The 15,814-nt window shown below is 37.3% G+C and carries 7 protein-coding genes; all 7 read left to right on the top strand.

The genetic code is table 11. The features are described from left to right. The first annotated feature begins 7 nt into the window (after positions 1 to 7). The 7 genes from GJU39_RS09775 (at position 8) to GJU39_RS09745 (ending at position 15,806) form a co-directional block, all read left to right on the top strand. Complete coding sequence (locus tag GJU39_RS09775; RefSeq protein WP_167515671.1) at positions 8 to 1,645, top strand: SusD/RagB family nutrient-binding outer membrane lipoprotein; 1,638 nt, start codon at positions 8 to 10, stop codon at positions 1,643 to 1,645. A 29-nt stretch (positions 1,646 to 1,674) separates the two neighbouring features. Continuing rightward, the gene (locus GJU39_RS09770) at positions 1,675 to 2,217 is read left to right on the top strand and encodes a DUF1735 domain-containing protein (RefSeq protein WP_154280607.1); all 543 of its coding nucleotides are present in this window, start codon (positions 1,675 to 1,677) and stop codon (positions 2,215 to 2,217) included. Positions 2,218 to 2,486: 269 nt separating this feature from the next. Then, on the top strand, positions 2,487 to 5,756 hold the full coding sequence (locus GJU39_RS09765) for a SusC/RagA family TonB-linked outer membrane protein (protein ID WP_154280606.1): 3,270 nt from the start codon (positions 2,487 to 2,489) through the stop codon (positions 5,754 to 5,756). Positions 5,757 to 5,771: 15 nt separating this feature from the next. Next, the gene (locus GJU39_RS09760; RefSeq protein WP_154280605.1) at positions 5,772 to 7,253 is read left to right on the top strand and encodes a RagB/SusD family nutrient uptake outer membrane protein; all 1,482 of its coding nucleotides are present in this window, start codon (positions 5,772 to 5,774) and stop codon (positions 7,251 to 7,253) included. 260 nt (positions 7,254 to 7,513) lie between these two features. Then, positions 7,514 to 10,702, top strand: coding sequence for a SusC/RagA family TonB-linked outer membrane protein (locus tag GJU39_RS09755; RefSeq protein WP_154280604.1), 3,189 nt, complete (start codon positions 7,514 to 7,516; stop codon positions 10,700 to 10,702). 27 nt (positions 10,703 to 10,729) lie between these two features. Beyond that, a complete protein-coding gene (locus GJU39_RS09750) occupies positions 10,730 to 12,241 on the top strand; it encodes a RagB/SusD family nutrient uptake outer membrane protein (protein WP_154280603.1) in 1,512 nt (503 codons plus the stop codon). A gap of 448 nt (positions 12,242 to 12,689) precedes the next feature. Further along, positions 12,690 to 15,806, top strand: coding sequence for a SusC/RagA family TonB-linked outer membrane protein (locus tag GJU39_RS09745; RefSeq protein ID WP_209437625.1), 3,117 nt, complete (start codon positions 12,690 to 12,692; stop codon positions 15,804 to 15,806). Positions 15,807 to 15,814: the final 8 nt, after the last annotated feature.

Raw genomic sequence — 15,814 nt, 5'->3', positions numbered from 1 at the left:
AGAAATCATGAAAAAAATATTTATATTATTTCTTGCAGCCAGTGTTGGTCTTTCGTTATCATCATGCAAGAAATACCTTGATGTCAATACAAATACCAATCAACCTATTTCAGGTACACCAGAATTAGTACTTCCTCAGGCGATGACGGCTGCTGCAAATTTAACCTGGGGTCAGGCACCACTTGAGGGAACAGCTCCAAATCCTGCGAATGCAACAACAACAGCGTCATTTAATTTTTATGGATCACAAGTAGTGGGCTATGTAGCAAATGGCGGAGGTGTGAGTGGTTGGGGTGCGATCATTTCTTATGATTATGCTTCAACAGATTGGCAAAGATTATGGAACAATAGTTATGATATCGCAACTGATTTCCAATACGTAATAGATAACACAGAAGGTAAAGCTGGCTACGCTCAGTTTAATGCAGCGGCAAAACTGATGAAAGCCTACACTTTTCAAAGATTAGTTGATCAATATGGAGATATACCATATACTGACGCCTTGAAAGGCGCAGCCAGTGTTACGCCAAAATATGATAAAGCTACTGATATTTATAAATCACTAGCAGACCTTTGTGATGCTGCAATTGTACTATTCAAAGCTAACCCTGTTGCTGCAAGTAATTTTAAAAGTGCAGATGTAATGTTTGGTTCAAGCACTACAACTACCGTAGAAATTACAAGATGGATTCAATTCGCGAATACACTTAAACTCAGATTGATTTTACGTGCTGGAAATAAGGTAGCGTTCTCCAATAGAAATTTTGACACTGCAGGTTTTTTAGGAGAGGATGCTTCTATTAATCCCGGGTATACAAAAATTATTGGTAAACAGAATCCCGGATGGAATGGTTTCGTATATTCTGCTGCAGGTGCTGCTGTTGCCGCTGGTTCCAATTATGTTCCAACACCTTTCATTATGAGTTTCTATAATGGAACAAAGTTAACTGACCCGGCACGTGCAAATGTGGTTTATAAATCAGGCACAGCAACAGCAACAAATCAGTTAGGCAATCAATTGGCAACGGCCGGACGTGGTGCTACTCCAAACTCCTGGTTTAGAGGAACAAGTGCAACTGCTTTTGAAGCAATTGGAATTTTCAAAGGTCCGGATGCTGCCCAACCTGTTATCTTGGCTGCAGACAGTTATTTTCTACAAGCGGAAGCTGCATTAACTGGCGTAATTACGGGTTCTCCGCAATCTTTGTTTAACTCCGGTATTCAGGCATCTTTTAGATACTTGTATAAAAACAATACAGGTGCAGTTTCTGCCGGGAAAGACCCTGTTGCTGATGCAACTGCTTATCAGGCTGCAAATGCAACCAGATATATTGCAAATTACGGTTTAGCAACGAGTCAGGCACAACAACTGGAAGCTATTATTACTCAAAAGTACATCGCATTAAATTTAATTTTTGGAGATGAAGCATGGAATGACTTTAGAAGAACAGGTTATCCGGTAAGTAACCCTGATATCAGTGCTGCTACCCCTGCGCAGACAATTGTTTCTATTGCCGGGGTTTCAACTGCACCTGATAGATTACCAACCAGATTACTATATCCGAGTACAGAATTTACTTATAACGCTGCAAATGTGCCAACGGATATCAATAAGTATTCAACTAAAATATTCTGGGCTAAATAGCATAACTATTTAAATTTAAACGAAAAGAAATGAAAAGAATATTTCAAAACATAGCCATATTATTTGTCGTATTGACATTAAGCTCTTGCCTGAAGTCTGATCCACTTATCGGACCAGATGCACCAAACAGTGCTGGCGCAATTATAGAATTTGATAATCCTGATTACATCGCTTCAGGTTCGTTAACTGCAAGCGTAAAATTAGCACGTTATCAGCTTACACTGGCAAAAGGAACCGCATCACCTTTAAATATTCGTGTTAACTATAGCGGTACTGGTAAACCAGCACCATCTGATGTTACAGTTGGAATTGGTATCGACGCAGCTGCGCTTACTTTACATAATACTCAAGCCAGTAGATCTTTTACCTTAATTCCAGCAGCTTGGTATACTATACCAACCACTGTTGTTATTCCAGCTGGTCAGGCCGGTGTTAACTTTGTTATCCCTATCAATACAAATAATTATGTAACGGGTTCAACGTACGCACTGCCATTAAAAATCAATACCACTTCACAAGGAACAATTAGCGGTAATTTCGGTTCAATTATAGTAGCAGTTGCTGCGAACTAAGAAAGTAAAAAAAATAAAAAAAGCCATCCAATTAATTTTGGATGGCTTTTTTTTATGAATTAAGGTAAGTAATTATAATTTGAAAGTGGATAATCCTTATTTTTATCAAAAGAGTCATCTTGTATTATCATCTAAAATGTGTGACTAATACTACGTTTGCCATCTGAGTGTCATTTATTCTTTTGAGTTGTTAAAAAATGTTAATTAATATATCAACAACATTAGATTTGTTCCCTTAACAATTTTATCAATCTACTAACTTAAATTTCATGAAAAAACTTCTACAAAGTTTGTTCGTACTTTTGCTTATTGCATGCTCTGCAATGGCTCAAGACAGAACAATTACTGGTACAGTTACCTCACAGGATGACAAATTACCCATTCCTGGTGTAACTGTAAAAGTTAAAGGCGCTTCAGCAGGTGCCGTGACAGATTCAAATGGTAAATATTCTGTAAGTGTTCCTTCCGGGTCTAACACATTAGAATTTAGCTATATTGGATATGTAACTAAAGAGCAGACCATATCTGCAAATGCTGTAATTAATATTGTTTTGGTAGCAGACGCTACAACATTAACCGATGTTGTGGTTGTTGGTTATGGTACTACTACAAAACAAGCATTTACCGGTTCAGCAAAAACTGTTGATGCAGCACAACTAGAAAAAAAGAGGGTATCAAACTTATCGCAAGCATTAGCTGGCGAGGTTTCAGGGGTGCGTGTAATTACACAAAGCGGCCAGCCAGGCACCGAAGCAAAAGTTCGTATTAGAGGTATTGGTTCGGTATCAGGAAATCGCGATCCATTATATGTTGTAGATGGGGTGCCATTTTATGGAAGTTTAAATTCCGTAAATATTAATGATATCGAATCTACAACTATACTAAAAGATGCTGCTGCGACCGCTATTTATGGTTCAAGAGGATCAAATGGTGTGGTCTTAATTACAACGAAATCAGGAAGAGGTAAAAGTTCTTTCATTGAGGGTGATGTAAATTTTGGAACTAACATGGCGCTGTTGCCACGTTATGATGTAATTAAATCCCCGGAAGAATTTATTGGTCTGGCATGGGAAGGATTATATAATCAAGGCAGGGGTTTAGCAACTCCTTTAACAGATGCGGCTGCGATTACTTATGCAAATGTGCGAATTTTTGGTCCAACAGGCGGTGGCTTACCTGCAGCTTCTAATATTTGGAATTCTACAGGCGCTAATTTAATTGATCCTGTTACAAGACAAGTTAGATCTGGCGTTACTAGAAAATTTGATCCTGAAAACTGGGAAGATTATGCATTTCAAAGTTCAGCTCGTACCGAAGTAAACGTTAGATTAGGCGGAAGTGCAGAAAAAACAAGCTACTTCACATCTTTAGGCTATTTAGATGATATTGGCTATTCTATTAAATCAAATTACAAACGTCTAAATGCAAGACTAAATTTAACTCATGAAGTTAAACCTTGGTTAGTTGGCGGCATGAATTTGGGCTACACCAATTCAAAAAGAAACTTTGGTGGTCAAACATCAGATTCTGGAAGTGTTTTCTGGTTTGTAGACAACATTCCTCCAATTTATCCATTATTTTTAAGAGATGCTGGTGGTGCTATTGTACAAGACCCCATCTTCGGCGGAAATCAATACGATTATGGGAATGCAGGTAGAAGATTTGGTTCATTAACAAATGCTATAGCTGATACCCAGTATAATACAGATAGAGACGACAGAAATGAATTAAATGGAAACGTTTCATTAACGGCTAAAATCATCCCCGGTTTAACTTTCGAAAATACATTCGGTTTACAATATTATAATAACGAAAGTATTACTAGAAATAATAAATATTATGGTTCTGCGGCCTCTCAGGGCGGTGCTATTTATTTAGAAAATACTACTTTAATGTCTTATAACCTTTTAAATCTATTAAGGTATAAGAAAACTTTCGGAGAGAACAGCTTTGAAGCTTTAGCTGCCCACGAGGTAACGGATTGGAAATTAAAAACATTACAAGCTTCAAGATACAATCTGGTTCTAAATGATTCTGAAGATTTGAATAATGGTGCTGTATCTAATCCAAGCAACTCTTATAGTGAGCAATATAAATTAGAGAGTTATTTTGGTCAGATTAATTACGATTATCAAAAGAAATATTTCTTATCAGGAAGTTTAAGAAGAGATGGTTCTTCAAGATTCAAAACCAATAGATGGGGCACATTTGGATCTGTAGGCGCAGGTTGGTTGATCTCGAGTGAAGAATTCATGAAATCTCAAAATATCTTCAGCTCATTAAAATTAAAAGCAAGTTACGGTTTAATTGGTGATCAAGGAGGTGTTGGTTATTATCCAGGATATAACACATTTAATATTGATAACGTAAATGACCAACCAGGACTTTCAATTGATTTAGTGGGTAATCCTGATTTAACTTGGGAAACTTCAAAAATGTTCCAAACCGGAGTTGAATTTAACTTAGGTACTTATTTAACAGGTTCTGTTGATTATTATTTGAAGAATACGGATGATTTAATTTTTGACAGAAGAATTGGCCCATCAAGCGGGTATGCGATAGTTAAGGTAAATGGTGGTTCATTAAGAAACCAAGGTTTAGAGTTTGATCTTACTGGTCACATTTTTAAAAAGAAAGATTTTTATTTAGATTTAGGAATCAACGGTGAGATTTTCTCAAACAAAATGACGGCAATGCCAATTGATCCATCAACTGGTTTAGCAAAACCAATTGATGTTCAAGGTAACTATGCATGGTCTGTCGGCCACTCTATCTATGATTTTTACGTGCGTAAATATACGGGAGTAGATGCTGCTGATGGTAAATCTACCTGGGAAGCTTATTATCTCGATGCGAACAACAATGGTGTTCCAGATGGTGGCTTGTTAGAAAATCAAGCGGGTGAGTATATTGGTTCATTAGGTTCTTATTTGGCTGCTAACCCAGATAAGGAAGGTCAGCTGAAGAAAACAACGACTAAAACCTATCAAAATGCTACTCAGCAATATGATGGCCGGTCTGCAATTCCTGATGTAAGGGGCGCAATTAATTTGAGTACAGGTTATAAAGGATTTGATTTAAGTGTTCAAATGCTTTATAGTTTGGGTGGTTATGTTTATGACGGTGCTTATGCAGGTTTAATGGGCAATGGTTTGATTGCAAATAATAACTGGCACAAGGATATTCTAAACAGATGGCAATCCCCAAGTCAGCCTGGAGATGGAATTGTTCCAAGAATTTCGAACAATCAGGATGCAAATGTAAATTCGTCATCATCTCGTTTCATTACAAAAGCTGATTATTTTTCGCTCAATAATGTGCGCTTAGGTTATACTTTCCCTACAAAAATTACAGGCAAATTAGGTTTAGCAGGTTTAAGTGTTTGGGTTTCTGGCGATAACTTGTATTTAGGTACAGCACGTGCAGGATTAAATCCTATGACTGCAGAACCAGCTAACAGTACTGAAACCGGAGGTAGTGATACTTACAGATACTCCCCTTTGTCTACTATTTCTGCTGGTTTAAGAGTTAAGCTTTAATATAAACTTACTAAAATGAAAAATACTAAATACATATATATCGCATTTGCACTTTTGATGTTAGCAAGTGGGTGTAAGAAAAGTTTCTTGGATGAAAAACCAAGTGAAAAAGTTTCTCCGGAACAGATCAGTGAAGAAGCTTTACGAGATCCATCAGTTTTGAACGCATATACAAGGGGGTTATACTCGAGTATGTATAATACGGGAACAGGTGGTACAACTGGTCATGATGATTTTGGCCAAAAGGGTTACGATATCTTTTCAGATATGTTAGCTTCAGATATGGCGCTTGGATCACTTAATTACGGTTGGTATAGCACTGTAATCAGGTATCAGGCCACGAAAGATTTTACTCAAAATGCTGCGTATATTCCTTGGCGTTACTATTATCAGATTATTTTTAGCGCCAATTCATTAATTGATATTTTAGGTGGTAATAATGCAACCTTCACCAATAAAAATTTGGCATACAGTATGGGGCAGGCAAAAGCAATGAGGGCTTATGCATATTTTTACTTGACTCAATTTTATGCTGCACAGGGTTATGGTACTGGAAGTGAGAAAATTCTTCCACTTTATACAGATGCGAAAACTACTAACCAGCCATTGGCAACTTCTGCTGTAATCTTCGATCAAATGATCAAAGATTTAACAGATGCAGCAATATTGTTGGCTGATTATGGCAGAGGAAGTAAAGGCGAAATAAATGCTGATGTTGCTAAAGGCTTATTGGCCTATGTTTATGCAGCAAGAGGTACTACTGCAGACTTGGCACAAGTAGTGTCATTAACAGACCAGGTCATTCCTAAATTTCCTGTACTAGCCAAAGCAAATGTAACTACTGATGGATTTAACAATCTACCTAATAGCGCGAATTGGATGTGGGGAGCCGATCTTCAGATTTCAAGTAACCTAGACTTAGTTTCGTGGTGGGGACAAATTGATATCTTTACTTATAGCTACGCATGGGCTGGAGACCCTAAATTTATAGATGATAAGTTATACGCCTCTATCCCTGCAGACGATGCTCGTAAAGAACAGTTTGACGATAATGCAGACTACGGTGGCCTTTTACCAACAGGAAAATTCTTCGATCCTGCAAGGATTGAAGGTGGGCAGAGAACAGTAATCACCGATTATGTATATATGCGTGTAGAAGAAATGATTCTTTTAAATGCGGAGGCAAAAGCGAGATTAAATCAAGATGCACTTGCCAGAACTGAAATTAAGAAGCTGTTAACGGAACGTGTTGCTAATCCTAACTTTGTTGATGCATTAAGTGGTACGGCTTTAAAAGAAGAGATATATAAGCAAACCCGTATTGAACTCTGGGGAGAAGGAAAAGTTTATTTGGCAATGAAACGTAATAAGCATTCAATTACCAGAGGTACGAATCACTTGTTTTTTGCAGGAGACACATTCGCTTACGATGCTGACGAACTAACCTTTCCCATACCACAGGCAGAGGTTATTAATAATCCCAACCTTAATAAATAGCTTAGAAACTATAGCCATGCAAAGCGCCAACTTTCACCAGAAAGTTGGCGCTTTTTTGTGAGATAAATTAGGTGTTAAGGTAATATTCTACGTAAAATTTAAGCATTGAGGAAATCTTTTAATAAAATTATCATTTTAATGTAAAATGCCTGTTCAGGTAGACGCTAAATGCTTTTATTTGTTTGGAGCCGTTGCATAACTTTCAGAGATATTATAAATTGCGATTTAATTCAACTAATCAAACAAACTAATTTAAATTCATGAAAAAACTTTTACAAAGTTTGTTCGTGCTTTTGTTTGTCGCATTCAGTGCCGCAGCTCAAGACCGAACAATCAGTGGAACAGTAACGTCTTCGGATGATGGTCTTCCTCTTCCGGGCGTTAGCGTTAAAGCGCTCGGCACACAAAATGTTGCCGTGACAGGTACAGATGGTAAGTATTCAATTAGAGCTTCATCTTCAGCACAAAGCTTACAATTTTCTTATTTAGGCTTTGTAACTAAAACAATTAATGTAACATCTTCAGCTATCATTAACGTTGGCCTGGCGAGTGATTCTCAGGCATTGTCAGATGTAGTTGTTGTTGCTTATGGTACGCAAAAGAAAGAAGCAATTACAGGTTCAATAGCCACTTTAAGTGCTAAAGATCTGGAGAGCAGAACGGTAACAAATGCAGTAGCAGCATTACAGGGGTCAGCTCCTGGTATTAGTGTTGGTGCGTCTAATGGTCAGCCAGGAAGCACTCCAACCATTAGGATTCGTGGCTTTGGCTCATTTTCAGCATCTAATACACCGTTATACGTTGTTGATGGTTCAGTATATGATGGTAGTATCGGCGATATCAACCAAAATGATATCGAAAGCATCTCTGTATTAAAGGATGCATCGTCTTCAGCTTTGTATGGTTCAAGAGGAGCAAATGGTGTTGTAATTATTACAACTAAAAGAGGTAAATCATCACAACCAACAATCAATGCTAGCATTGTTCAGGGATTCTCGGAAAGGGGTATTCCGGAGTATGAGCGTGTAAATGCGCAAGAATATTATCCTTTAGTTTGGCAAGGGATTAAAAATAACCTGATGTATAATGCATCTCCAGCTTTATCAGATGCTGCAGCATCAACGGCAGCTTCAGCTGATGTTTTTACTAACTTAGTTTATAATCCATTCAATGTACCAGGTGGCCAGGTTGTAGGTGCCAATGGGAAACTTAATCCTAATGCATCATTATTATATGATGACTTCGATTGGTATGATGCCATGTCAAGACAAGGAAAAAGAACAGATGCAAATTTAAATTTTTCAGGAAAAACGGAAAAATCAGATTTCTTTGTTTCAATGGGATATTTAAATGATCAGGGTTTTAATATTAAATCAGATTATCAACGGTTTAATGCACGTGTTAATGTAAATACTCAAGTTAAAACTTGGTTAAAAACTGGTTTGAATGTTGCAGGATCGATGACTACGGCAAATACAGCAAATGACTCTTTTACGGGTAGCGGTGCAAGCTTCATTAATGCATTTTCATTTACCAGAGGTATTGGTCCAATTTACCCGGTTCATGCTTTTGATGCTGCCGGCCAGCCAATTATGAACAATTTAACAGGTGAGCAATGGTATGATTATGGAAACCATCCAGGTGCGGTTGCCCGTCCTCAAGGAGCGTCTCCTGCCAGACATGTAGTTTATGAGACTTTACTAAATGAATACCTTACAAGAAGAAATCAGGTTAGTGCAAGAACTTACGTAGAGATTAAATTTCTGAAGGACTTTACATTTACGCCTACATTTAGTATCGATTTAAGAAATAATAATGGAAGTACTTATCAGAATCCTACTGTTGGAGATGGTGTAACTCAAAATGGTTATAAATCGCAAAGTAATAATACCATCAGATCATATACTTTCAATCAAATTTTAAATTACAATAAAACACTGGGTGATCATACAATCTCGGTTTTGGCCGGGCATGAAAATTATGATTACAATTATCGGGTTTTCAGTGCAAGTAGAACAGGTTTGATTTTACAGGGTAATACAGAATTTGCCAATTTTGTAACAGCAAATAGCTCAGGCGGACAGGCTGATAATGATAAGATAGAGTCTTATTTTTCAAAAGCAAGTTATAATTATAAAGAGAAATATTTTTTCGATGCATCTTTAAGACGTGATGGTTCTTCCAGATTTTCACCAGATTCCAGATGGGGAACCTTCTATTCATTAGGTGGATCATGGTCTGTTAATAAAGATTTCTTAAAAGATGTTTCCTGGCTTGATGATTTAAGGGTAAAAGTATCTTATGGTGAGGTAGGTAATAATGCAATATTATTCACCACAGGTACTAATGCAGGTAATAATGATTATTATCCAGATAGAGCCTTTTACGATTTAGGCTATAATAGTGGATTGGAACCAGGCGCACTTTTAACCTCTGCTGCAAACCCACTTTTGAAATGGGAATCTCAAAATACTTTCAACTCTGGTCTTAGCTTTTCGTTCCTGAAACGAAGAGTCTACGGCGAGTTCGAATACTTCAAAAAAACAGTAAACGATTTGTTATTTAGTGTACCTCAGCCACTATCTGATCCTGTAACAAGAATTAACCAGAATGTTGGTGCTATGTACAATTCAGGTGTAGAATTAATGTTAGGTGCTGATATTGTTAGAACAGAAAACTTCAACTGGAATTTGATCACTAACTGGACAATCCTTAAAAATAAAGTAACTAAGCTCCCTGTAGAAACACCTACTATCGTAAGTGGTACAAAAAGAAGAGAAGTTGGTTATGATTATTATCAGTTCTGGTTAAGGCAATATGCTGGTGTAGATCCTGCAGATGGTGCAGCTTTATATGTTCCGGATCCCGCACAAACAATTGCGGCTGTTAATAAGAGGATAGTTAATGGTGTTGAATACACAACTAACCAGTCAAATGCTGTCTTTGATCGTTCAGGATCTGCTATTCCTGATCTAATGGGCTCTTTTACTAACTCATTCTCATACAAAAACTTGTCGTTATCGGTATTGGTTAACTACCAGATCGGTGGTAAATTCTTTGATAGTAACTACCAGGGTTTAATGAGTACCAGCTCATATGGAACAGCATTGCATAAAGATCTGTTAAATGCATGGACGCAAACCAACACGACAAGCAATATCCCAAGAGCTGATTTTGGTAATTCTACGAACATCAACGCAACATCCACCAGGTGGTTAATTGATGCATCTTATCTGGCTATCCGCAACATCAATTTATCGTACAGTTTACCTAAAAAATGGTTGAGCAAAATTGATGTAAACAATGCCAGATTATTTGTAACCGCAGAAAACCTCCACTTATTCTCAAAAAGAAAAGGTTTAAACCCATCAGAATCGTTTGACGGTACGAATGCAAATGTATACCCACAAGCGAGAATTTTGAGTGTAGGATTAAATGCTTCTTTTTAATTTTTAATTATTAATATCAAAACAGATATGAAAAAGATATTTTACTCAGCGATTTTCGCCACTATGATTTTAGGTGGATCGGGCTGTAAAAAGGATTCTCTTCAAACAACACCAACGGATAGGGTTGATAATACATCGATATTTTCAACAACAGCAAACGCAAGTGTAGCCTTAAATGGTATTTACCGCTATATGTTTGAAAGAACTTCCGAGACAACTTCCAACGCGCAGGGAAAACCAGGTGTTGCCGGGATTCTTCTGGGCATAGACTTTATGGGTGAAGATTTACATCAGGCCGCAGCAACTTGGTTTACTTCAACCGGTGAAGGTAATTATGTGGCTGCCCGTACTGATAACGCAGCTAGTAACCTCTATTATTACCGTACATTCTTCAGGATGATTGGCAATGCAAATTACATTATCGATAATATTGATGCTGCTGATGGTACTCCTGCTGAAAAAGCAAGAATTAAAGCTGAGGCTTTAACCTTAAGGGCATATGCCTATTCTTATTTGGTGCAATTTTATGGCACAAGATACAATCCGGCAGCTAAGCCTAATAACCAGCTTGCAGTTCCATTACCTTTAAAATCTACAGATACTAAGATGCCAAGGGTGAGTGTGGAAACAGTTTATGCAGCAATTCTAGCCGATTTAGATGCTGCTATCGCTTTAAATGCAACTACTGTTCCAAATAAAACGCATGCAGGTATTTGGGTTTCAAAAGGACTTAGAGCTAGAGTAGCGCTAACAATGGGAGATTATACTAATGCTATAAAATACGCCAGAGAAGTTGTTGATGGCAATGCATTTCCGTTAATGAGTCAGGCAGACTATCAAACCGGTTTTAATAATATTAATTTGTCAGAGTACATGTGGGGATCTAATCCTACAACTGAACAAGGTGATACTTTTGGATCATTCTATGCACAAATTGCCTATAACGCAAATTCCAGTTATCAGCGTGCAACGCCGAAAATGATCAATTCAAATTTGTATAATTTAATTTCTGCAACAGATGTAAGAAAGAAAATGTGGGAGCCTGCACCAACTGCAACAAACTTCCCTTTGCCTTTAACCACTTTCGTGAGAAGAAATTTCATGACCAGAAAATTCTCTGTTAAAGTTGTAGGCGACCCTTCTTTGGGTGATGTGCCATGGATGAGGAGTGCTGAAATGCATTTGATCCTGGCTGAAGCTTACGCCAGAAGCGGACAAGATGGTTTGGCACAAACAGCTTTGTTTACTTTAGTTTCCAAAAGAGATTTAAGTGCAGTTAAGAGTGCAAAAACGGGTACTGCTTTAGTTGACGAGATAATGGTGAACCGTAGAGTTGAACTTTGGGGTGAAGGTTTTAGATACTTAGATCTTAAGCGCTTAAACTTACCCTTGGATAGAACAATTACAAATGTTCCAAATTTTGTTGCAACTTCAGTAGCTAACGTGCTGCAGATTCCAGCTGGTGATCCAAGATTTCTATTTCTGATTCCCCGTGATGAAATTAATGCTAATCCGAATATTGGTCCACAAAACCCATAGTCTAAGTTTGCTTTATCCTTTTAAAGAGGCTGTTTTTTTAACAGCCTCTTTTTTTTTGGAAAATTTTTATAATTAACAAATAGCTAAAGATCTTTGGAATCATTTTATTTCATTGCTTTAATCTGGTTTTCAATAATCTTTTTGTGTAATAAAACGAGAATGAAGATCATAATGCAATGATTTCCTTTCCTCCGGCCTTTACATAACACTTATTTCTATTATCTCGTTTTAATGTAATTGTATCTTTTCAGTTAAAAAAATAGCCATATAAGCGCTGATTTATCCTTAAAAACTCGCAAAGGAGCGTTATTATGAGTTTCTGCCATAAAATGTTAACCTCATTGGGCTTTCTTGTGTTTTATGAACAAATTTAAATTTGTTTGTAAAATTTGCATTACAGGTTTCAAGTCATATATTAGAGGAATTATTAACTAAACTAAACTAATTTATGAAAAAACTTTTACAAAGTTTGTTCATGTTCTTGTTGCTAGCAGGGAGTGCTATGGCTCAAGACAGAACAATCACTGGAACAGTTACAGGCAAGGAAGATGGTTTACCACTCCCTGGTGTAAGTGTAAAAATTAAAGGTGCAGCTGGTGGAACCACTACAGCTGCGGATGGCAAATTCGTTATCAGGGCTACAACAGGTGCAAGTATCGAATTCTCATCTATAGGATATTCCCCTGTATCTCGTGTTGTTACCAATTCAAATGTGCTCAATGTAATTTTAACTAACGATGCAAGATCGCTATCTGATGTTGTAGTAGTGGGTTATGGATCGGTAAACAGAAAAGATGTTACAGGTTCTCAATCAAGTGTATCTGCTCAGGAATTTACAGATAGAGCTATCCCTTCATTTGATAAGGCTTTAGCAGGTAAAGCAGCCGGTGTTCAGGTAATTACTGCAAATGGATTATTAGGTCAACCAGCTCAGGTTCGTATTCGTGGTACAAATACAATCACTTCCGGCCAGGGACCATTATATGTTGTTGATGGGGTTCCAATCTTCTCAGGTGATGTGGGCGGTTTCACCTCTTCAAATGCATTGGCCGATATTAATCCGAATGATATTGAATCATTCGAAGTATTAAAAGATGGAGCATCAACAGCTATTTACGGATCAAGAGCTGCAGGTGGTGTTATCTTAATTACTACTAAAAAAGGTAAAGCCGGACAAGCTACTTTCACTTATGATGGTTATTATGCGGTAGGTAAGGTGTCTAAAAAATATGATCAGTTAAATGCTACGGAATTTATTGAAGTTGCAAATGAGCGTTTGGTTGCTGCAGGAAATGCACCTCAGGCTTTCTCTATGCCTGATGGACAAGGAGGAATTGTAGATACAGATTGGCAGGACTTTCTTTTTAGAACAGCTACTCAGCAAAACCACAATGTATCTGCATCTGGCGGTACAGAAAAAGCAAAATATTATTTCTCATTAGGATATAGCGATCAGGAGGGTGTAATCATCTCTAACTCCTTAAAAAGATATTCTTTGAAAGCCAATTTTGATCAAAAAGTGAACAAAGTGTTTAGCTTCGGTTTAACATCTGGTTTTACTTATCAGGATAACACAGGTCCTCAAACAGGGAGTAATACATTGTCAGGAAATATCTTCGGCGGTTTACGTATGTTACCTAACGTGCCTGTTTATGATGATGCAAATGTAACAGGTTACAATATTGCACCAAACAGAACGGCTTTAGGCAGAGGAAATAACTTAATTACAATTTCCGATAACATTGGTAACCAACGTTTCGTATTGGATAATAACATCAGAAGATCTCAAACCTATCGTTTATTGGCAACGGCTTATGCAGAGGTTAATCTTTTCGATGGTTTGAAATTTAGAACCCAGGTAGGTGTTGATAATCAGAATGTAGATGATTTTAGTTACACAGATCCTCGTGCAGGAGATGGGGTAAGTAGTAATGGAAGCATGTCTCAGGCATTTACTCCAAGTATCAGGTTGGATCTTCAAAACGTCTTATCATATAACAAAAGCTTTGCAGATGCACACAATCTAAGTGTAACATTGGTACAGGAGTTTCAAAATGATAGAACATCTTTTTATCAAGCATCTGTTTCCAATTTAACAGATATCTATTGGAACCAAAATATCATAAGTGGAACTTTCGTAACACCGACTGCATCCGGAGGGTTAGCTAGAACTGCCTTAGAGTCTTATTTAGCACGCGTTAACTATAACTATAAGAACAAATATTACATTGGCGGATCTATTCGTTCTGATAAAAATTCAAATCTACCGGCAGCAAATCGCGTAGGGTATTTTCCGGGTGTATCAGCAGCTTACCGTATTTCTGAAGAATCATTCCTTAAAAACTCTTCCGCTTTAGGTTTTATTTCAGATCTGCGTATCCGTGGATCATATGCTGAAGTAGGAAATGTGAATATTGGAAATTTTAGATATTTAGGCCAATATAATGCAGCCGTTTATGGTGCTCAGCCAGGTATTGGATTTAGTAACATTGGTAACTATAATTTACAATGGGAATCTCAAAAGAAAGTTGATGTTGGTTTAGAGTTAGGTTTATTTGCGGGCAAAGTTAATTTCGCAGCAGATTATTTCAGACAAAATACTGATGGTCTGGTTCAGAATGCACCAACTGCACCATCATTAGGCGTTCCTTCGAATACCATCACTCAAAACGTTGGTAATATTGTAAATTCTGGCTTTGAATTTTCACTCGGCGGAGAGGTAGTAAAAACCAAAGATTTCAGTTATAATGCAAACTTTACATTTACTACTCAAAAGAATATTGTAGAATCTTTAAGAGAAGGTCAGGATCAGATTAGCACTTACAACATTATTCGTGTAGGAGAATCGTTAAATGCTTTCTATGGTTATGAATATGGCGGTGTTAATCCAGCGAATGGTAATCCCCTATATGTGAAAGGAAATGGTCAGATTATCCAGGGTAATGTAAGTAATCAAACGTATAATGTTTACGATCCCGCGAACCCAGGTGCGACTGGTGCTACTGCAACGCTATCTGCCTCAGCAGATAAAAAAGTGTTAGGTAGTTCACTTCCAAAATGGTTTGGAGGATTTAACAATACATTCACTTACAAAGGATTTGATTTAAATGTATTTTTAAGATTCCAGGGCGGAAACAAAATTTACAACAGAACACGTGTTGATCAATTAAACCAAAACTTCGTAAATAACGGTGCCGAAATTTTAGGTAGATGGCAAAGTGTATCTAATCCAGGTGATGGTGTTACGCCAAGACAATGGTTTGGAAGATCTACATTCATCAACAGAGATGGAGATGCTACAACACGTTTCCTTGAGGATGGTAAATTCTTAAGACTTGATAATGTTGCATTAGGTTATAAAGTACCAGAAAATATTGTAAGCAAATTAAAAGTTAGCGGTATTAGAATATATGCTTCAGCGCAAAATTTATTTGTAATTACGGGTTATAAAGGGTTAGATCCGGAAACAAATACAACAGCTTCGGCCACTGCAGGATACGGAACAGACTTCAACGGAAACCCTCAACAGCGTACTTTTACGTTCGGCGCTAACGTAAGATTTTAACTGACTAA

The sequence above is a fragment of the Pedobacter petrophilus genome (assembly GCF_009674725.1).
Taxonomy (GTDB): Bacteria; Bacteroidota; Bacteroidia; order Sphingobacteriales; family Sphingobacteriaceae; genus Pedobacter; species Pedobacter petrophilus.
Note: the sequence above shows the minus strand (reverse complement) of the source record. Positions and strands in the feature narration are given on the sequence as shown.